At 65.4% G+C, this 17,670-nt stretch carries 16 protein-coding genes; 5 read left to right on the forward strand and 11 right to left on the reverse strand.

The window, feature by feature from the left end:
- Positions 1–25: 25 nt before the first annotated feature.
- Entirely contained in the window at positions 26–2,260 is a 2,235-nt protein-coding gene (gene yccS, locus BM194_RS18105) for a YccS family putative transporter (RefSeq protein ID WP_092849782.1), read from the forward strand.
- On the opposite strand, the gene recG is transcribed toward yccS, so the two are convergent.
- Both recG and BM194_RS18115 read right to left on the reverse strand, forming a co-directional pair.
- Positions 2,251–4,338 (reverse strand): ATP-dependent DNA helicase RecG, encoded by a 2,088-nt coding sequence (recG, locus tag BM194_RS18110; protein WP_092849783.1) that lies wholly within the window; start codon positions 4,336–4,338, stop codon positions 2,251–2,253. The two genes, yccS and recG, sit on opposite strands and share 10 nt — an antisense overlap.
- Positions 4,335–5,261: a hydrogen peroxide-inducible genes activator gene (locus BM194_RS18115; protein ID WP_092849786.1), complete on the reverse strand. Its 927-nt coding sequence runs from the start codon at positions 5,259–5,261 to the stop codon at positions 4,335–4,337. The genes recG and BM194_RS18115 overlap by 4 nt, the downstream gene beginning before the upstream one ends.
- A 70-nt stretch (positions 5,262–5,331) precedes the next feature.
- On the opposite strand from BM194_RS18115, the gene BM194_RS18120 reads away from it, so the two are divergent.
- On the forward strand, positions 5,332–6,207 hold the full coding sequence (locus BM194_RS18120) for an SDR family oxidoreductase (RefSeq protein ID WP_092849789.1): 876 nt from the start codon (positions 5,332–5,334) through the stop codon (positions 6,205–6,207).
- A 48-nt stretch (positions 6,208–6,255) separates the two neighbouring features.
- On the opposite strand, the gene BM194_RS18125 is transcribed toward BM194_RS18120, so the two are convergent.
- The 6 genes from BM194_RS18125 to gmk form a co-directional block, all read right to left on the reverse strand.
- The gene (locus BM194_RS18125; protein WP_092849792.1) at positions 6,256–6,774 is read right to left on the reverse strand and encodes an acyloxyacyl hydrolase; all 519 of its coding nucleotides are present in this window, start codon (positions 6,772–6,774) and stop codon (positions 6,256–6,258) included.
- A gap of 76 nt (positions 6,775–6,850) precedes the next feature.
- Positions 6,851–7,384 carry an RNA 2',3'-cyclic phosphodiesterase gene (gene thpR / locus BM194_RS18130; protein WP_092849794.1) on the reverse strand — a complete coding sequence of 178 codons (534 nt, stop codon included), beginning with the start codon at positions 7,382–7,384 and terminating at the stop codon, positions 6,851–6,853.
- 13 nt (positions 7,385–7,397) lie between these two features.
- Complete coding sequence (locus tag BM194_RS18135; protein WP_092849797.1) at positions 7,398–7,787, reverse strand: RidA family protein; 390 nt, start codon at positions 7,785–7,787, stop codon at positions 7,398–7,400.
- Positions 7,788–7,889: 102 nt separating this feature from the next.
- The gene (spoT, locus tag BM194_RS18140; protein ID WP_092849799.1) at positions 7,890–10,025 is read right to left on the reverse strand and encodes a bifunctional GTP diphosphokinase/guanosine-3',5'-bis pyrophosphate 3'-pyrophosphohydrolase; all 2,136 of its coding nucleotides are present in this window, start codon (positions 10,023–10,025) and stop codon (positions 7,890–7,892) included.
- 132 nt (positions 10,026–10,157) lie between these two features.
- A complete protein-coding gene (gene rpoZ / locus BM194_RS18145; RefSeq protein ID WP_092849801.1) occupies positions 10,158–10,418 on the reverse strand; it encodes a DNA-directed RNA polymerase subunit omega in 261 nt (86 codons plus the stop codon).
- Positions 10,419–10,518: 100 nt separating this feature from the next.
- The gene (gmk, locus tag BM194_RS18150; RefSeq protein WP_092849803.1) at positions 10,519–11,151 is read right to left on the reverse strand and encodes a guanylate kinase; all 633 of its coding nucleotides are present in this window, start codon (positions 11,149–11,151) and stop codon (positions 10,519–10,521) included.
- 112 nt (positions 11,152–11,263) lie between these two features.
- Between gmk and BM194_RS18155 the strand changes: the two genes are divergently transcribed.
- Both BM194_RS18155 and pyrC read left to right on the forward strand, forming a co-directional pair.
- Positions 11,264–12,472, forward strand: coding sequence for an MFS transporter (locus tag BM194_RS18155; RefSeq protein WP_092849806.1), 1,209 nt, complete (start codon positions 11,264–11,266; stop codon positions 12,470–12,472).
- A gap of 21 nt (positions 12,473–12,493) precedes the next feature.
- A complete protein-coding gene (pyrC, locus tag BM194_RS18160; protein WP_092849808.1) occupies positions 12,494–13,540 on the forward strand; it encodes a dihydroorotase in 1,047 nt (348 codons plus the stop codon).
- Here the strand turns inward: pyrC and BM194_RS18165 are convergent.
- Positions 13,527–14,111, reverse strand: coding sequence for a histidine phosphatase family protein (locus BM194_RS18165; RefSeq protein ID WP_092849843.1), 585 nt, complete (start codon positions 14,109–14,111; stop codon positions 13,527–13,529). The genes pyrC and BM194_RS18165 overlap by 14 nt on opposite strands.
- Before the next feature lie 225 nt (positions 14,112–14,336).
- Here BM194_RS18165 and BM194_RS18170 point away from each other — a divergent pair, with 225 nt between their 5' ends.
- On the forward strand, positions 14,337–15,536 hold the full coding sequence (locus BM194_RS18170; protein ID WP_422730677.1) for an MFS transporter: 1,200 nt from the start codon (positions 14,337–14,339) through the stop codon (positions 15,534–15,536).
- Position 15,537: 1 nt separating this feature from the next.
- On the opposite strand, the gene BM194_RS18175 is transcribed toward BM194_RS18170, so the two are convergent.
- Both BM194_RS18175 and BM194_RS18180 read right to left on the reverse strand, forming a co-directional pair.
- A complete protein-coding gene (locus BM194_RS18175) occupies positions 15,538–16,371 on the reverse strand; it encodes an inositol monophosphatase family protein (RefSeq protein WP_092849810.1) in 834 nt (277 codons plus the stop codon).
- Between the two features lie 74 nt (positions 16,372–16,445).
- Positions 16,446–17,648: a YbfB/YjiJ family MFS transporter gene (locus BM194_RS18180; RefSeq protein ID WP_092849813.1), complete on the reverse strand. Its 1,203-nt coding sequence runs from the start codon at positions 17,646–17,648 to the stop codon at positions 16,446–16,448.
- Positions 17,649–17,670 lie beyond the last annotated feature (22 nt).

Below are 17,670 nucleotides of genomic sequence, written 5' to 3' on the forward strand. Positions count from 1 at the left end.
GCCACAAGGGTCGTATTCTCTACGCATGTTGCCTCGCCTGCTTGACCAGCCGCTGAGACGTCTCTGGACACTCGATACCTTCGCCTACAGCCTGCGGGTATTCCTTGCCCTGTCAGGTGCCATGCTGGCCAACTGGCATCTGGGTGATGTCACTCTGCTGATCCCGCTGTTTCTGGGCATCATTGCCAGTGCCCTGGCCGAGACCGACGACAATTGGCAGGGGCGCCTCAAGGCGCTGGTCGTGACCCTGGCCTGCTTCAGCATCGCTTCGCTGTCGGTGGAACTGCTGTTTGGCAATCCTTGGGCCTTTGCCGTGGGGCTGGCGGTTTCCGCCTTCGGCATGACCATGCTCGGTGCGGTGGGCCAGCGCTACGGCACCATTGCCTACGCCACGCTGATCCTGGCGATCTACACCATGATTGCCATTGAGCGTCACGGTGGCGTGGCCTTCGATGACCTATGGCGCGAACCGCTGCTGCTGGTCACCGGCGCCGCCTGGTACGGGACGATCTCGGTCATTTGGAGCGCCCTGTTCTCGCGCCAGCCGCTCAAGCTGAGCATGGCGCTGCTGTTTCGCGAGCTGGGCAAGTACCTGCAACTCAAGGCGACACTGTTCGAGCCGGTGCGCGGCGTCGATGTCGAGGCCCGTCGGCTGGCGCTGGCCGAACAGAACGGCAAGGTGGTCAATGCCCTCAACCAAGCCAAGGAAATGATCTTTCGGCGCCTGGAGGGGCAGCGCAGCGCGCACAAGCTCAACCGCTACCTGCGGCTGTACTTCATTGCCCAGGACATTCACGAGCGGGCCAGTTCCTCGCATTACCCCTATGGCAAGCTGGCCGAAACGTTCTTCCATCACGATGTGCTGTTCCGCTGCCAGCGCCTGCTCGAGCAGCAGGGCCATGCCTGCCGATCCCTGGCACGGGCGCTGCTGATGCGCCAGGCATTCGATCATGGCCAGAGCGAGCAGGCACTCAACGACCTGCATGCCTCGCTCGAGTACCTGCGTGATCAGCGTCGCCCGGAGTGGCAAGGGCTGCTGCACTCCCTTGACGCCTTGGCCGACAACCTGGCGACCCTGGAGCAGCAGCTCTCCCGGGCCCAGAACCCCGACGTGCGCCCCGAACAGGAAGACAACAGCCTGTATGACCGTTCGCCGCAGGGGCTGCGTGACATTCGCGACCGCCTGCAGTCCCACCTGACTCCGTCATCGCCGATCTTCCGTCATGCCGTGCGCCTGGCGGTGACCCTGGTGATCGGTTATGGCGTGCTGCTGCTCGTGCACCCCAAGCAGGGCTACTGGATCCTGCTGACCAGCCTGTTCGTGTGCCGCCCCAATTTCGGCGCCACACGGCGCTTCCTGTGGCAGCGTGTGCTGGGCACGGTGATCGGCTTGATCGCCGGCTGGGCGTTGATCACGCTGTTCCCGAGCCAGTTGGTGCAATTGCTGATCGCCGTGGCGGCGGGGGTGGTGTTCTTTGCCAACCGGGCCCGGCACTACGTGATCGCCACGGCCGCCATCACACTGCTGGTGCTGTGCTGTTTCAACCAGGTGGGCAACGGCTTCGGCCTGATCTGGCCACGCCTGTTCGATACGCTGGTGGGCGGGCTGATCGCCGGCCTGACGGTGATGCTGGTCCTGCCCGACTGGCAGGGGCGGCGCCTGCATCGCCAGGGGGCGGCGACACTCGAGGCCAGCGGTCGCTATCTGCGCGAGATCCTCAGCCAGTATACCGATGGCAAACAGGACGATCTCGACTATCGCCTGGCACGGCGCAATGCCCATAATGCCGATGCCGCCCTGTCGACCTTGCTGGCCAACGTGCGTCTCGAGCCGGGACATTTCCGCAAGGATGCCGAGGTGGGCTTTCGCTTCCTGGGCAACGCCCATACCCTGCTCAGCTACCTGTCGGCACTCGGCGCCCATCGCGGCGAAACCCGGGCGCTGGCCGACGATGCCGAGCTGCGGGCCATGGCGGAAGCCATTGTCGTCGACATCGAGACGATAGCCGAGCGGCTGAGAGCGCGCAGCGTGATGCCGCCACTCGAGGCGGCCGAGGGGCGTGCCACGGCGCTGGAGGCCATGGCAGCCGACGAATCCAGCGACGAGCGCCGCCTGTTGCAGGCGCAGCTGGCCCTGATCAGCCGGCAGTTGTTGCCGTTGCGCGATACTGCCGCGCGTCTGGCGGCCCAGGAGGTCAACATCAGCCCGGTCGCTCTGCTACCGCAAGCGCAATCCAGTCATGCCAAGCCTCAAACCTGACCGTAACGGCCCGCTTCTTCACCCAGCCAGCGGCGGATCAAGCCCTCGCTGGCATCCGGTGCTTCCTCCAGCAACGCCCGTGCCAGCGGACTGACGCGATCGAGCAGGTCACGGTCACGCTCCAGGTCGGCGATCTTCATCTGTGCCAGGCCGGTCTGGCGGGTACCCAGCACCTCGCCGGGGCCGCGCAACTCGAGATCCTTCTCGGCGATGCGGAAACCGTCGGTGGTCTCGCGCATCACACCCAGGCGCTCGCGGGAATGCGCCGAGAGCGGCGGATGATAGAGCAGCACGCAGAAACTTTCGGTACCGCCGCGTCCGACCCGGCCACGCAACTGGTGGAGCTGCGACAGGCCCAGGCGCTCGGGATTCTCGATGATCATCAGGCTGGCGTTGGGCACGTCGACACCGACCTCGATCACCGTGGTGGCGACCAGCAGGTCGAGTTCGCCGCGCTTGAAGGCGTCCATGACCTCGGCCTTCTCGGCCGCCTTCATGCGGCCGTGGACCAGGCCGATGGCGAGTTCCGGCAAGGCCTCGGTCAGGGCGTCGCGGGTCGCCTCGGCGGCCTGGCACTGCAGCGCCTCGGATTCTTCGATCAACGTGCATACCCAGTAGGCCTGGCGCCCGTCGGCGCAGGCGTTGCGGATGCGCGAGACCACCTCGGGGCGGCGCTCGTCGGGCACCGCGACGGTTTGCACCGGCGTACGTCCCGGTGGCAACTCGTCGATCACCGACAGGTCGAGATCGGCATAGGCGCTCATCGCCAGGGTGCGCGGTATCGGCGTGGCGGTCATGATCAACTGGTGCGGGGTGAGCCCGCCGGCCTCGCCCTTCTGGCGCAGCGCCAGGCGCTGGTGCACGCCAAAGCGGTGCTGCTCGTCGACGATGGCCAAGCCCAGGCGCTTGAAGTGCACATCGCCCTGGAACAGGGCATGGGTGCCGACCACCACCTGGGCGCGCCCGTCGGCGATGGCTGCCTTGGTGTCCAGGCGTGCCTTGCCCTTGAGCTTGCCGGCCAGCCAGGCCACGTCGATGCCCAGGGGGGTAAACCAGTCACGAAAGTTGCGGAAGTGCTGCTCGGCGAGGATCTCGGTGGGTGCCATTATCGCTGCCTGGCAATCGCCGGCGATGGCCTGCAGTGCCGCCATCGCCGCGACCACGGTCTTGCCCGAGCCGACATCGCCCTGCACCAGGCGCAGCATGGGAACCGGCGTTTCCAGGTCGCGGGCAATCTCGTCGAGCACACGGCGTTGGGCGCCGGTCAGCGAGAACGGCAACTGGGTGACAAAGCGTGCCTGTAGCCCACGCCCCGAGGGCAGCGCCGGCGCGCCGTCGGTCTGGATGCGCAGGCGCACCTGGCGCAGGCTCAGCTGATGGGCCAGCAGCTCCTCGAGGGCCAGACGGCGTTGGGCAGGGTGTGATCCGGCCACTAACCTGTCTATATCGGCGTCCGGCGGCGGCTCGTGCAGGTAGCGCAGGCATTCGTGCAGGCCGGGCAGGCGGAAGCGTTCACGCAGTGGCTCGGGAATACCGTCCGGCAGCGTTTCCGGGGCGTCGACGAGCGCTTTCAGTGCCTGACGGATCAAGCCGCGCAGGCGTGGCTGGGTCAAGCCTTCGGTGGTTGGATAGATCGGCGTGAGGTGCTCGTCGACGGGTGCCTCGCCCTGGCCGAGCAGGCGATATTCGGGATGGTAGAGCTCGAGCCCGGTGGCACCTGCGCGGGCCTCGCCGAAGCAGCGTACATGGACGCCACGCACGAATTGCTTGTGCTGCGCCGGCGAGAAGTGGAAGAAGCGCAGGCTGAGGATGCCCGAGCCATCCTTGAGGCGCACCAGCAGGCTGCGCCGGCGTCCCTTGACGATGTCGGCGGCGGACACTTCGCCGTCGACCACGGCTTCCTGACCGGCGCGCAGTGTGGCGATCGGCGTGATGCGGGTACGATCCTGATAGCGTAGAGGCAGATGGAACAGCAGGTCGGCGACCCGCTCGATACGCAAACGGGCCAGCTTGGCGGCCAGCGCCTCGCCGACGCCGGCAAGGCCGGTGACCGGCTGTGAGAGCAGCGCGTCGGTCATGCCGGGAGGGGAGATGACTGTTCCTGGCGGCATTGTTCGATGGCGTTGATCAGGGCGTCGATGGCCTTGGGGCGCGGGAAGCTGGCCCGCCAGGCGATCGCCACGGCCCGGCTCGGCGCCTGGGGCGTGAACGGGCGGCTCTCGAGCAGGCCGGATTCGTAGTGGCCGGTACCGATCGCCGAGTGCGGCAGCACGGTGATGCCGAGCTTGGAAGCGACCATGTGGCGGATGGTTTCCAGCGAGCCGCCCTCGGCGGTCAGCGTATTGGTCGGGCTGTTGAGATGCGCGCTAATGGCCGGACAGGCTTCGAGGATCTGGTCCCGAAAGCAATGACCCTCACCGAGCAGCAGCAGGCGCTCATGCAGCAGATCCTCCTTGTCGATGGTGGCCTTGGCCGTCCACGGATGGCCGCTGGGCAGCAGCACCTCGAAAGGTTCCTCGTAGAGCGCTCGAGTGACCACATCGGCCTCGGTGAAGGGCAGCGCCACGATGATCGCATCGAGTTCACCACTGCGCAGCTTGCGGCGCAGCTCGGCGGTGAAGTTCTCCTCGATGTATAGCGGCATGCGCGGTGCCGACTGGGCCAGTTCGGGAATCAGGTGCGGGAACAGGTACGGGCCAATGGTATAGATGGCACCGATACGCAGCGGGCTGGACAACTGATCCTTGCCCTCGTTGGCCAGTTCACGGATCACGCTGGCCTGCTCGAGCACGCGCTGGGCCTGTTCGACCACCTTCTCTCCCAGCGGGGTCACCTGGACGGTCGACTTGGAACGCTCGAACAACGCGACACCGAGCTCCTCCTCGAGTTTCTTGACCGCCACGGACAGAGTCGGCTGCGAAACGAAGCAACGCTCGGCGGCTCGTCCGAAATGACGTTCCTGTGCCAAGGTTACGATGTACCTGAGTTCTGTTAGAGTCATGATTGGGCCCGCAAGGGCTTCCTGTCACAAGTATGGATATATGATCGTTTTACCAAGGAGCCAGGTAAAGGTGAAGAATACGACATTGATCCTCGGCTGCGGCGACATCGGAACGTCGCTCGGTCGACAGCTCGTCGACGCCGGCCATCGCGTAGTGGGCGTACGTCGCAATCCGCAATCCCTCGCCGGTACCGGCATCGAGCCGTTGGCGCTGGATTTTACCGATCCCGCCGGGCTGGCTGCCTTGCCCGACGCGGATATCGTCGTTTACGTGGCCAGTGCCGATCGCTTCGACGAGCAGGCCTACCAGTCCGCCTATGTCGATGGCCTGAAGGCGGTGCTCGACGAGTTGAGCGGGCGCAAGCGCAAGCCCACCCGGGTGTTCTTCGTGTCGTCGACCAGTGTCTATGCCCAGAAGGATGGCGAGATCGTCGACGAGAACGCCGAAACCAAGCCGCGCGGCTTTTCGGGCCTGCTGATGCGCAAGGCCGAGCAGGCGCTGATCAAGCATGCGCTGCCGGGCACCGCCGTGCGCTTTTCGGGCATCTACGGCCCGGGGCGCGACCGGCTGATTCGCCAGGTCCGCGAGGGTCGCATGGCAGCGTCCACCCCGCCAATGTACTCCAACCGCATCCATCGCGACGACTGTGTCGGTATCCTGGCGCACTTCATCGACATGGCGCTGAACGACAAGCCGCTGGACGATCTGTACCTGGCCAGCGACTGCGAACCGGTCCCGCTGCATGACGTGATGGGCTGGCTGGCCAAGCGTCTCGAGGTCGAGACCATCGAGACCATCCAGTCGCCGCTACGGCGGCGTTCCAGCAAGCGTTGCGACAACACCCGCCTGTGCAAGACCGGCTATCGTTTCCGCTACCCCACCTACCGTGAAGGCTACGCCCATGTGCTGGCCTGCGAAACACCGCCGGAGCCGGAAAAGGCCTGATGGCAACGGCAGGTGGATGACACCTGCCGGCTTTACCCGAGGCCAGGCTTACAGCGGGTGACGATAGCCCAATGTGACCATGTCCAGGCCATTGTTGGGTTTCTTGATGTCGGCGTTGGAATAGTGAGTAAAGGCCAGCGCCACTTCGCCCCGGCCTACGTGGAGTCCGGCCGCGATGCGATCCTCGAACTGGAACGCAGTGGAAAGGTTGCGCCCCTCGTAGCGGGTATCCAGGAACAGGGCGCCCCCCACCCCTGCCTCGACGAAGGGCTGCGTGGCCGTGTCGGCGAAGGTATAGCGAAAGGCTGGCGTGACGATCAGTGCAGCGTTGTCGTCACTCTCGTCGCCGGGCAGCAACAGCACGCCACCCGCCAGGCGCAGGGATAGCCCCGGCTGCCATTGGGCGAGACTGTATTCGCGGTCGAGTTCGAGTTTCAGGGAGGTCTGGGACTCGTTGTTCTTGCCTACCGCCACGTAGAGATCCGCTTCGGCGAGAGCCGGCATGGCCAGCGAGGCACCCAGCAGAAGACTGCCCAGCAGGGCACGAGAACTGACGGGGTTGTGCATGATTCCGTTCCTTTCTTCTTGGTATTCCTGACGCTACGTTGCCACGATGGCAGGCAGACAGCAGGGCGACAAGCGCTCATTGGTCGGGTGCGTGCGTCTGTGCCAGGGTGACGTAGCGCCGCCCCGTTCCCTCGATGACCGAATGGACCAGGGCGGCACGGCGGTACGGCCAGGCAAGTGGCAGGCTCCCGGTGGCAATGGCCTCGGGGGCACGCCGACGAGCCTGACGGAGTAGCGTCACGTGGGGGCGAAATTCACGGCGTGGTGGTGTGTAGCCCAGCGTGGCCAGGGACACCCAGAGTTCGGCCTGGAAACGCAGCAGCCCGTCGGGCATCGCTTCGCTGCCCGCCCACACGATGCCGCCACGCGGAAAGTGACCGAGTCGATCGAGCGTCCAGGTGCCTTCGGGACCGCTCAGCCGCTGCGTCAGCGCAACAAGCTCGTCGACCCGTGGGGTCGGGACATCACCCAGAAAGGCCAGGGTAAGGTGCAACTTGTCGTCTGTCGTGCGGCGGCCACCACAGCACTGCCGTGCCCGCTCGCCCAGTTCGGCGAGACGGGCACGTACCCCGGGATCGGGCCACAGGGCGAAGAACAGGCGCTGGTTCATGGCCTCGGCGAGGTCAGTCGCCCAGCACCATTACTCCCTCGGCCTCGAACTGGCTGCCCTTGGGCAGGGCCTTGACGCCGACCGCAGCACGCGCCGGATACGGCGCCTGGAAGAACTCTTCCATGACCTGGTTGACGATGGCGAAGTCGCCGAGGTCGGTCAGGTAGAGGTTGAGCTTGACGATGTCCTGCAGCGAGCCGGAGGCCTCCTCGCAGACTGCGCTCAGGTTGGTGAAGACCTGGCGGGCCTGGGCGGCGATATCGCCCTCGACGAGTTCCATGGTCTGCGGGTTGAGAGGAATCTGGCCCGACAGGTAAATGGTATTGCCGGCCTTGATGGCCTGGGAGTAGGGACCGATGGCGGCGGGGGCCTTCTCGGTGTGGATAACGGCCTTGTTGCTCATGGATGGCTCCTTGCGTTGTCGTTGTCCCGGCCGGGCCGGGTTGGTGTATCAATGAAAAACACTCGCCCTGCCGTGAGACTCACGGCAGGGCGAGACAAGGCTTCAGTTGCGGACGCGGTGGATCTTGCCGACGTGGGGCAGGTTGCGAATCCGCTTGATGATCCGGGCCAGGTGCACGCGATCGCGCACCGCCAGGGTCAGGTTGACGATCGACAGGCGAACGTCGCGTTCCTCGATGCCGATACGCTCGATGTTGGCATCGGCATCGGTCACCAGGCTCGCCAGTTCGGCGACCAGGCCACGGCGTGTTTCCATCTCGATGCGTAACCCCACCGGGAAGTCGCCGCTGATCTCGGGCGACCACTCCAAGGAGAAAAGCTTGTCGGGGTCGTCGCGCTTCAGCTCGTCCAGATTGCGGCAGTCGAGTCGGTGCACGACGATGCCCTTGCCCACCGACAGATGGCCGATCACCGGATCGCCCGGCAGCGGATGGCAGCAACGGGCGAAACTGATCACCATGCCCTCGGTACCGCTGATCACCACCGGGCCTTCCATCGGCCCGCCAATGTCGCTGGACAGCGTATCATCGGCCGGGCTCTCGGTCAGGCGCCGGGCCACGGCATAGGCCATGCGCGTACCCAGGCCGATGGACTCCAGTAGATCGTCGGCATGCTTGAGTTCGAATTCCTCGAGCACGCGCGGCAGTCGTCCGTCGGGCAGCTCCTCGAGACTGGTCTCGTAGTCCGCCAGCGCCTTGTTGAGCAGTCGCCGGCCAAGCTGGATCGACTCGGTGCGCTGCTGGTTCTTGAGCGCGTGCCGGATCGCCGAGCGCGCCTTGGCGGTGACCACGAAGCTCAGCCAGGCCAGGTTGGGGCGTGCCCCGGGTGCGGTGATGATTTCCAGGGTCTGGCCGCTTTCCAGGCGCGTCGACAGCGGCGCCAGGTGGCGGTCGATACGGCAGGCAATGCAGCCGTTGCCGATGTCGGTATGCACCGTGTAGGCAAAGTCCACCGCCGTGGCCCCCTGCGGCAGTTCCATGATGTCGCCCTTGGGCGTGAACACATAGATGTCGTCGGGGAACAGGTCGTTCTTGACGTGCTCGATGAACTCCAGCGGATTGCCGGCATGGCGCTGCATCTCGAGCAGGCCGCGCACCCATTCGCGGGCGCGGGCGTGGCTGCCGGCAGCAATGGGGCGCTCGGTCTGGCCGGCCTTGTACAGCCAATGGGCGGCAATCCCGTTGTTGGCCATCGCTTCCATCTCGCGGGTGCGGATCTGCACCTCGATGGGCATGCCGTTGGCACCGAACAGCGTGGTGTGCAGGCTCTGGTAGCCATTGGCCTTGGGGATGGCGATGTAATCCTTGAAGCGCCCCGGTACCGGCTTGTAGAGATTGTGCACCGCGCCGAGGATACGGTAGCAGGTATCGACATCGTCGGTGATGATGCGGAAGCCGAACACGTCCATGATCTCGGCGAACGGCTTGCGCTGGTCGCGCATCTTGCGATAGATCGACAGCAGGTGCTTCTGGCGGCCGATCACCGTGCCGGGCAGCCCATCGTCGTCGAGGCAATTCTGCAGGCTGGTCTGCACCTGGCGAATCATCGTGCGGCGGTTGCCGCGCGCCTTGGAAACGGCACGCTTGATGCGCTCGGCGCGCATCGGGTGGATGGCCTGGAACGACAGGTCCTCTAGCTCGACGCGAATGGTGTTGATACCCAGGCGACCGGCGATGCGCGCGTAGATCTCCAGTGTCTCGCGGGCGATGCGGCGCTTCTTGTCGGGCCTCAGCGCGCCAAGCGTACGCATGTTGTGCAGCCGGTCGGCGAGCTTGACGATGATCACGCGGATGTCCTGCGACATCGCCATGACCATCTTCTGAAAGTTCTCGGCCTGGGCGACCGCCTTGTCCTCGAAGGTGATCTGGGTCAGCTTCGAGACGCCATCGACCAGCTCTGCTACCGGCTCGCCGAACTGCTTGGTCAGGGCGGCCTTGGAGACGCCGGTGTCCTCGATCACGTCGTGCAGCATGGCGGCCATCAGGCTCTGATGGTCCATGTGCATGTTGGCGAGGATGTTGGAGACGGCGAGCGGGTGGGTGACGTAGGGTTCGCCGGAGCGACGGCGCTGGCCGTCGTGGGCTTGCTCGGCGTAATAGAAGGCGCGCTTGACCTGCTGGATCTCGTCTTGGGGAAGGTAGCCGGCCAAGCGGTCGGCAAGGTCATCAATGGTGAACATTCGGCGCGCCTATCCAGAAACCTCGGACCGTATCATCACGTATCCTGCAACCGACCGGCGCGCGCCGCAACCCCGACACGCAGCCGGGGACGGCAGGCAACCGTTGTCATGTCGGCTACGCACGCGTGCGGCTTACGCCTCGTTGTCCGCCGCGGGAGAGGGTTCCGGGCGTGAACGCACCGGCGCTTCGATAGGCTCGTCGAGTACGTTCTCGTCGATCTTGCCGGCAGCGATCTCGCGCAGGGCCATGACCGTGGGCTTGTCGTTTTCCCACGCCAGCAGCGCATCGCGTGAGCCGCGCGCCAGCTGACGTGCACGCTGGGTCGAAATCATCACCAGCTTGAAGCGGTTTTCGACGTGATCAAGGCAATCTTCAACGGTAACTCGCGCCATGGGAATATCCTGATTTGCTGTACAAGCGTAAAACGGCAACGTGATCGGCACCCGTCCGAGAGGACCGGTGTGCATGATCGCGGGGGTAGGACACGGCAGTCTACTCGACGCCTTCGATGCGTGACAAGAGTGCTTGAATGAGCGGACCCTGGCGTTCGCGCACACGCTCGAGCCGCGAACGCTCTGCGATCACCAGCCCGGTCAACTGGGCCAGTGCCTCCTCGAAGTCGTCGTTGACGACCACGTAGTCGTACTCGTCGAAGTGCGACATCTCACTGATCGCGTCACGCATGCGCCGGTCGATCACCGAGGCGTCATCGGTGCCACGCGACGACAGGCGCTCGCGCAGGGCCTCGCGCGACGGTGGCAGGATGAACACCGAGACCACGCCGCTCATCTGTTCGCGCACCTGGCGTGCACCCTGCCAGTCGATTTCGAGGATCACGTCGGTACCCGCAGCGAGCAGGGCCTGGACCGCCGGGCGCGAGGTGCCGTAGTGATTGTCGAAGACCTGGGCATGCTCGAAGAAATCGCCACGTTCGATCATGCGCTTGAAAGTGGCCTCGTCGACGAAGTGGTAGTTGATACCATCGGCCTCGCCGGAGCGCATGGCACGGGTGGTGTGGGATACCGAGACCTGAATGTCGTCGAGGCGCTCGAGCAGGGCGCGCACCAGGCTGGTCTTGCCGGCGCCGGAGGGCGCGGAAACGATGTAGAGAGTACCGTGGGACATGAGCGGGTGTCCGATTGAGACGCTGCGAAGTAAACGCGCATTATCGCATATTGTCGCGCTCGCCCTACACTGTCGCGACCGACTCTTGTCTACTCATGCACAAGGACGCGCCATGCCATCGTTTACGACGCCACCCAGGGCCCCTGCGTCAGGGTGGCTCTTCCTGGGGGTCGCCTTCGCTTTCCTGCTCACCATGCTGGGCACCACGTTGCCGACGCCGTTGTACCCGGTCTATCAGCAGCGCTTCGGCTTTTCCCAGCTGATGATCACGGTGATCTTCGCTGCCTACGCTGTCGGCGTAATAGCAGCGCTGATTACCACCGGGCGCTGGTCGGACCAGGTCGGACGCCGACCCCTGCTGCTCGGCGGGCTGCTCGCCTCGGCGATCAGCGACGTGATCTTTCTCAACAGCGATGGCCTGGCCATGCTGCTGGCCGGGCGCGTGATCTCGGGCGTCTCGGCGGGCATCTTCACCGGCACCGCCACGGTAGCGGTCATCGAGCTCGCCCCCGATGCCTGGAAGCGCACGGCGACCTTCGTGGCGACGGCGGCCAACATGGGTGGCCTGGGGCTGGGCCCGGTAGTGGCCGGCCTGCTTGGCGAGTACGCGCCCTGGCCGCTGCACCTGGCCTTCGCCGTGCACCTGGGCCTGCTGGCGCTCGCCCTGGTCGCAGTGTGGCTGGCCCGCGAGACGGTCGAGCGTCCCGCCCATCCGCGGCTGCGGCTCCAGCGCCTGACCATTCCCCCGGAGGTGCGTGGCGCTTTCCTGCCGGCGGCCATTGCCGGGTTTGCCGGCTTCGCGGTGCTCGGCTTCTTCACCGCCACGGCGCCGGCGTTCATGAACGAGGTGCTGGGCCACGATAACCGCGCGCTGGTGGGCTTCGTCGCCGGGGTGGTGTTCTTCGCCTCGACCTTGGGTCAGCTGATGGTGAATCGCTTTCCCCAGCCGTGGCGACTGCCGATCGGCTGCGCGGTGGTCATCCTCGGCGTTGGCCTGGTCGGGGCCGGTATCGGCCTGGCCTCGTTGGGCGTATTCCTGGGCGGGGCGGTGATCGTCGGCCTGGGCCAGGGCATCGGCTTTCGTGCCGGGTTGGGCATGGTCACCGCGGCGAGCCCGCCGGACCAGCGCGGCACGGTGACCTCGACGTTCTTCTTCGTCGCCTACGTGGCGCTCTCGATTCCGGTGGTGGGTATCGGTCTGACCGCCCGTGCCATCGGCCTGGCGGCGACCGGCATGGGATTTGCCGTGCTGGTGGGGCTACTCTCGGCCCTGGCGCTGGTATTATTGGTGAGACGCCAGGCGCTGGCGCCTTCCGCTTAACCCCAGCCTACGGAGCCCACTATGACAGCCCCCGCCACCACGCTACGCATCCGCCGCCCCGACGACTGGCACCTGCACCTGCGCGACGGCGACCTGATGGCGACGGTGCTGCCCTACACCAGTGGGCTCTACGCCCGGGCCATCGTCATGCCCAACCTGGTGCCACCGGTCACCACGGTGGACGCGGCCCGCGACTACCGGGCACGCATCCTGGCGGCGTTGCCGGCAGGGCACGACTTCACGCCGCTGATGACCTGCTATCTCAACGAGAGCGTGACCGCCGAAACGCTCGAGACCGGCCATGCCGAGGGCGTGTTCACCGCCGCCAAGCTCTACCCGGCGAATGCCACCACCAACTCGGCGCATGGCGTACGCGACGTCAAGGCGGTCTATCCACTGTTCGAGACCATGCAGCGCCTGGGGATGCCGCTGCTGATTCATGGCGAGGTGACCCACGCCGAAGTGGATATCTTCGACCGCGAGAAGGCCTTTATCGACGAGGTCATGGAGCCGATCCGTCGCCAGTTCCCCGAGCTCAAGGTCGTCTTCGAGCACATCACCACGGCCGAGGCCGCCCAGTACGTGTGCGAGGGCAACGAGACCCTCGCCGCGACCATCACCCCCCAGCATCTGGCGCACAACCGCAACGACATGCTGGTCGGCGGCATTCGTCCGCACTTCTACTGCCTGCCGATCCTCAAGCGCGGTACCCACCAGCAGGCGCTGCGCAATGCCATTGCCAGCGGCCACCCACGGCTGTTCCTGGGCACCGACTCGGCGCCCCATGTAATTGCCGCAAAGGAAACGAGCTGTGGCTGTGCGGGGGTGTTCAACGCACCGTCCGCGCTCGAGGTGTATGCCAGTGTGTTCGAGGAGGAAAACGCCCTCGAGCACTTCGAGGCGTTCTGTTCGCTCAACGGCCCGCGCTTCTATGGCCTCGAGCCCAACGAGGACACCGTCGAACTGGTTCGCGAACCGCGTCAGGTGCCGGACATCATCGGCGACGAGCATCGCCTGGTCCCGTTCCGTGCCGGCGAAACGCTGCCCTGGTCGGTCAGGACCGCGTAAGACGCGGCAGGTGAGCGATATCGGCCAGGCCGAGCGGGCGCATTTCCCATTGTGCCCGCGTGTCGGGAGCGACCCATAACGGCTGGGCATTGGCCGTACGCGGGCCCTCCGGCGAGCCACAGGCCATGAAGCGGACTACCCGGATCAGCCCCGAGTGCCCCACCACCAGGGGGGGCGCCGCTTCGTGTGCCAGGATGGTGTTGAGGGTATCGACGACGCGTGCCGCAAACGTTTCCCAGGACTCGCCCCCGTCGGGCTCGAGCAGGTAGGGCATCGGGCGGGGAATGGGCTGGTTTTCGAGGTGGCCCCAATGTCGCTCCTTCAAGCCATCGATCAGCTGATGGGGCATTCGCCCGGTCGCCAGTTCAGCCGTACGCCGGGCCCGCTCCAGCGGGCTGCTGACGATCAGCGGCCAGTCGATGTCGCCGAGCAGGGCAAAGGCCAGGCGTGCCTCGTCCTCGCCCTGAGGCGTCAGTGGCACGTCCTGGCTGCCGGCGATGCGCCCTTCGCGGTTCCAGACGCTCTGGCCGTGGCGCAGGAAGACGAAGGGGCGGCGGATGAGTTCGGGCATGGGCGCCTCGCGCTTGCAGATGAGTCCTGCCTGTCTTGGCATGAAGTTTTTCAATCACGCGATAGGCAAAAGTTCTTTTATACTTTCGTCTTATTCTGAGAATATCCTCGCTTTTTCCGGTGCGCAACGGAATTTCTGCCTGACGGGCCGACCGGATCATCGTTTCGTGTCGTCGGCTCATGGGTCGAGCGCGCCTAAGCATTTCTTTACCTAAAGGGACGTTACATGAACGCTGTCACTCGTGTCATGCGTGCCGCAGCCGCCCATCCCCGCCTGGCTGAACTGGCGCTGGCGCTGGGCGCCTTCGGGATCGGCACCGGCGAGTTCGTGATCATGGGACTCATGAACCGGGTGGCCACCGACCTGCAGGTGGCGGTGCCTGACGTCGGCTATGCGATCAGCAGCTATGCGCTGGGCGTGGTCGTAGGGGCACCGATCATTTCCGCGTTGGCCGCACGCGTGCCCAAGCGGGCGCTGCTGATCGGCCTGATGCTGATGTTCGCGCTGGGCAACATTGCCAGTGCCTTCGCCCCGGGGTTCTGGTCTTTCGTGGCGCTGCGCTTCATCGCCGGACTACCGCACGGCGCTTACCTGGGCGTGGCCGCGCTGGTCGCCGCGGCGGCGGTGCCCATCGAGCAGCGTGCCCGGGCCGTCAGTCGGGTCATCCTCGGGCTCACCGTGGCGATCCTGGCCGGCGCCCCGTTGGCCACCTGGGCCGGCAATCTACTGGGTTGGGAAATCGCCTTTGCCGGCGTGGGTATCATTGCCCTGCTGACGGCGCTGTTGATCGTGCTGTGGGTGCCCTCGCAGCCCGCCGACACCCAGGCCAGTCCCAAGCGCGAGCTGACCGCAATGATCAAGCAGCGCGTGCTGTTCACCCTGGGCGTGGCCTGTATCGGCTTCGGCGGTATGTTCGCGGTGTTCAGCTACGTGGTACCCACACTCACCGAGCAGGCCGGTATGCGCGAATCGCTGGGACCGCTGGTGCTGGCGATCTTCGGTATCGGCACCATCATCGGCAACCTGGTCGGGGCGCGGGCTGCCGACAGGAACCTGCTGCGTGCCATCCCGGTCATCCTCGTGTGGTGCGTCATCGTCCAGGGCGGGTTCTATTTCGCCGCCAACTCGGTGTGGCTGGGCACCCTGTTTGTGGGCCTGGTGGGGACCGGCATGGCCCTGGGACCAGCGCTGCAGACCCGGCTGATGGACGTGGCGGAAGACGCCCAGACCATGGCCGCCTCGCTCAACCACGCAGCGTTCAACTGCGCCAACGCGCTCGGCGCCTGGCTGGCCGGCGTCACGATCAAGCTCGGCTTCGCCTGGTCGACCACCGGCCTGGTCGGGGCGGTCCTCGCTGTGGGTGGCCTGGTGATCTTCCTGGTAGGGCTGCGCATCGAGCGTGCCAAGGCGACAGTGGCTGCCTAAGCTACTCTGCCATGAACGCGAAGCGCTCGCGCAATCTCTCCCAAGTCTCGCGGCTGTTGGCCAGCAGCAGCCGGCCCTGATGGATCGTCGGCTGGTAAGCCCGCCCATCGAGCAGCGCCGAATAGCCGCCGGCCTCCTGATGCACGAGCACCCCCGCCGCATGATCCCACGGCATCAGCGCACCGATCAGGCTGAACTCGCCGAAACCGCTGGCCAGGGTGCGATACTCGTGGCAGGCACAGCCGATGCTCATCATGCGGCTGAAGTCGGGAAAGGTCGTAGCCAGCCGATACTGCAGCTCCTTGGGAAACAGGCGCAGTGACGTGAAGCCGGTCATATCCGCAAGATGCTCACGCGCCGACACCTGTAGCTGCCGCTGGGTACCGTCCGGGCGCACGTAGAATGCCCCCTGGCCGCGATGGGCCATGATCCAGTCGTCCATCACCGGATCGTAGAGCAGACCGAACACCGTCTCGCCCCGGCTGGCCACGGCCAGGATCACACCGAACTGCGTCAGGTTCCTGGCAAAGTTCCAGGTGCCATCGATAGGGTCGATGATCACCGCCATCTCGGCCTCGGCAATACCTTCGAGCAGCGACGCATCCTCAGACGTCGCCTCCTCGCCGACGATCGTCGCCTCGGGAAAGCGCTCGGCGATTTCGCGCTGGATGAAGGCCTCGGCGCGCTGATCGGCGACGGTCACCAGATCTTCCTGCGAGGTCTTGGTCTGGATCGTCTCGGGATCGAGATTACGAAAGCGTGGCAGGATCTCCGCCCTGGCGGCGCGGCGCACGATGTCGATGAGTTCGCTGGCGGTGGCTGAGTCAATGGTCATGATGTCCCTCCCTGGCGATGGCAAGCCTCAACCAGCATAACGGCAATGGGAGCGCTCGGGTAATTTGCGCGAGCTCAGGCCGCTTGGTGCAGAGGTGGCGTCACCCGATGCAGCGCCAGCAACAGACCCATGCCGGCAATCATTACCACGGTCGTCACCAGCAAGGCACCATGATAGCTGCCGGTAAAGGCGACGCTGTAACCGGTCATGGCCGGCGCCACCACCTGCGCCGCGCCATAGCTCAGGGTAAGGCGCGACATGGCGCGTGCCGGGTTGGCCGGGTAGCGGCTGCCGATCAACGTCAGCGTCAGGCTGACGATGCCGACGAAGGTGCCGCCGAAAAGTACGGCGCTGAGCAGGTTGATAAGGGTATCTGCGGTCACCACCGGCAGCACGAACGAGACCGTCTGCAGCCCGTAGGCCACCATCAATGCCATGACCGACCCCAGGTTTCTAGCCACTCGGTCCCAGAGGAAGCTCGACGGCACGGCGGCCAGCCCGGTGATCACCCACACCCAACTGCCTTCGCCCGCCAGCAAGGGCAGTTTTTCCAGGATGGCGACAATGAAGGTGGCACCGACGACGTAGCCGAACCCGCCGCAGAAATAGATCGCAATCATCAAGGCCAGCCAGCGTCTTGATCGCCCTTGGGGCGCTGCGGGACCATGCTTGGCGGACACGGGCGGCGGCGCAGGCATCCAGCGCCACGCCGGTATGAAGAACACGAGACCCAGCAGGCCCAGGCCGATCCACTGTTCGGCCCAGTTCGTCCACTCGACCATGCTCGCCAGCGCCAGGCCGGACACCACGATGCCCAACCCCAGGCCGGTGAAATGCAGCCCCAGTTCCTGCCTATGGTTGTGACGAGTCAGCCAGTTGAGCACCAGGCCCGAAGCTAGCAGCAGCCCGGCGATACTCGAGACACCCGCAACGAAACGCAGAGCGGCCCAGAGCACGACGTTGTCGGTCAGCCCCATACCCAGCGTGGTGGCCACGCCCAGCACCAGGCACACGCGATACAGCGTGAACTTGACCGACAGCCGGCCGATGCAAGAGGCCAGCAGCGCACCGCTCATGTAGCCCAGGTAATTGATCGTCGCCAGCCAACCCCCGGCCACATCAGTCAGCCCGGCGCCATCGCGCATGATGGGCAGCAGGGGCGTATAGGCAAAACGGGCCAGCCCGACCGTCAGGATCAGTGCACTGATCCCGGCAATGATGACCTTGTAACGTGCCAGGTTGGATGTGGTAGGGAGGGGCGACTCCGTGACTGCCATGCGGGCCTCGGTGAGCTGGACT

It is taken from the genome of Modicisalibacter xianhensis (assembly GCF_900113605.1).
Classification (GTDB): Bacteria; Pseudomonadota; Gammaproteobacteria; order Pseudomonadales; family Halomonadaceae; genus Modicisalibacter; species Modicisalibacter xianhensis.

Coding starts and splice junctions, on each gene's coding strand:
- yccS (WP_092849782.1), top strand. CDS start 26: ATGTTGCCTCGCCTGCTTGACCAGCCGCTGAGACGTCTCTGGACACTC.
- recG (WP_092849783.1), bottom strand. CDS start 4,338: ATGACCGACGCGCTGCTCTCACAGCCGGTCACCGGCCTTGCCGGCGTC.
- BM194_RS18115 (WP_092849786.1), bottom strand. CDS start 5,261: ATGACTCTAACAGAACTCAGGTACATCGTAACCTTGGCACAGGAACGT.
- BM194_RS18125 (WP_092849792.1), bottom strand. CDS start 6,774: ATGCACAACCCCGTCAGTTCTCGTGCCCTGCTGGGCAGTCTTCTGCTG.
- thpR (WP_092849794.1), bottom strand. CDS start 7,384: ATGAACCAGCGCCTGTTCTTCGCCCTGTGGCCCGATCCCGGGGTACGT.
- BM194_RS18135 (WP_092849797.1), bottom strand. CDS start 7,787: ATGAGCAACAAGGCCGTTATCCACACCGAGAAGGCCCCCGCCGCCATC.
- spoT (WP_092849799.1), bottom strand. CDS start 10,025: ATGTTCACCATTGATGACCTTGCCGACCGCTTGGCCGGCTACCTTCCC.
- rpoZ (WP_092849801.1), bottom strand. CDS start 10,418: ATGGCGCGAGTTACCGTTGAAGATTGCCTTGATCACGTCGAAAACCGC.
- gmk (WP_092849803.1), bottom strand. CDS start 11,151: ATGTCCCACGGTACTCTCTACATCGTTTCCGCGCCCTCCGGCGCCGGC.
- BM194_RS18155 (WP_092849806.1), top strand. CDS start 11,264: ATGCCATCGTTTACGACGCCACCCAGGGCCCCTGCGTCAGGGTGGCTC.
- pyrC (WP_092849808.1), top strand. CDS start 12,494: ATGACAGCCCCCGCCACCACGCTACGCATCCGCCGCCCCGACGACTGG.
- BM194_RS18165 (WP_092849843.1), bottom strand. CDS start 14,111: ATGCCCGAACTCATCCGCCGCCCCTTCGTCTTCCTGCGCCACGGCCAG.
- BM194_RS18170 (WP_422730677.1), top strand. CDS start 14,337: ATGAACGCTGTCACTCGTGTCATGCGTGCCGCAGCCGCCCATCCCCGC.
- BM194_RS18175 (WP_092849810.1), bottom strand. CDS start 16,371: ATGACCATTGACTCAGCCACCGCCAGCGAACTCATCGACATCGTGCGC.
- BM194_RS18180 (WP_092849813.1), bottom strand. CDS start 17,648: ATGGCAGTCACGGAGTCGCCCCTCCCTACCACATCCAACCTGGCACGT.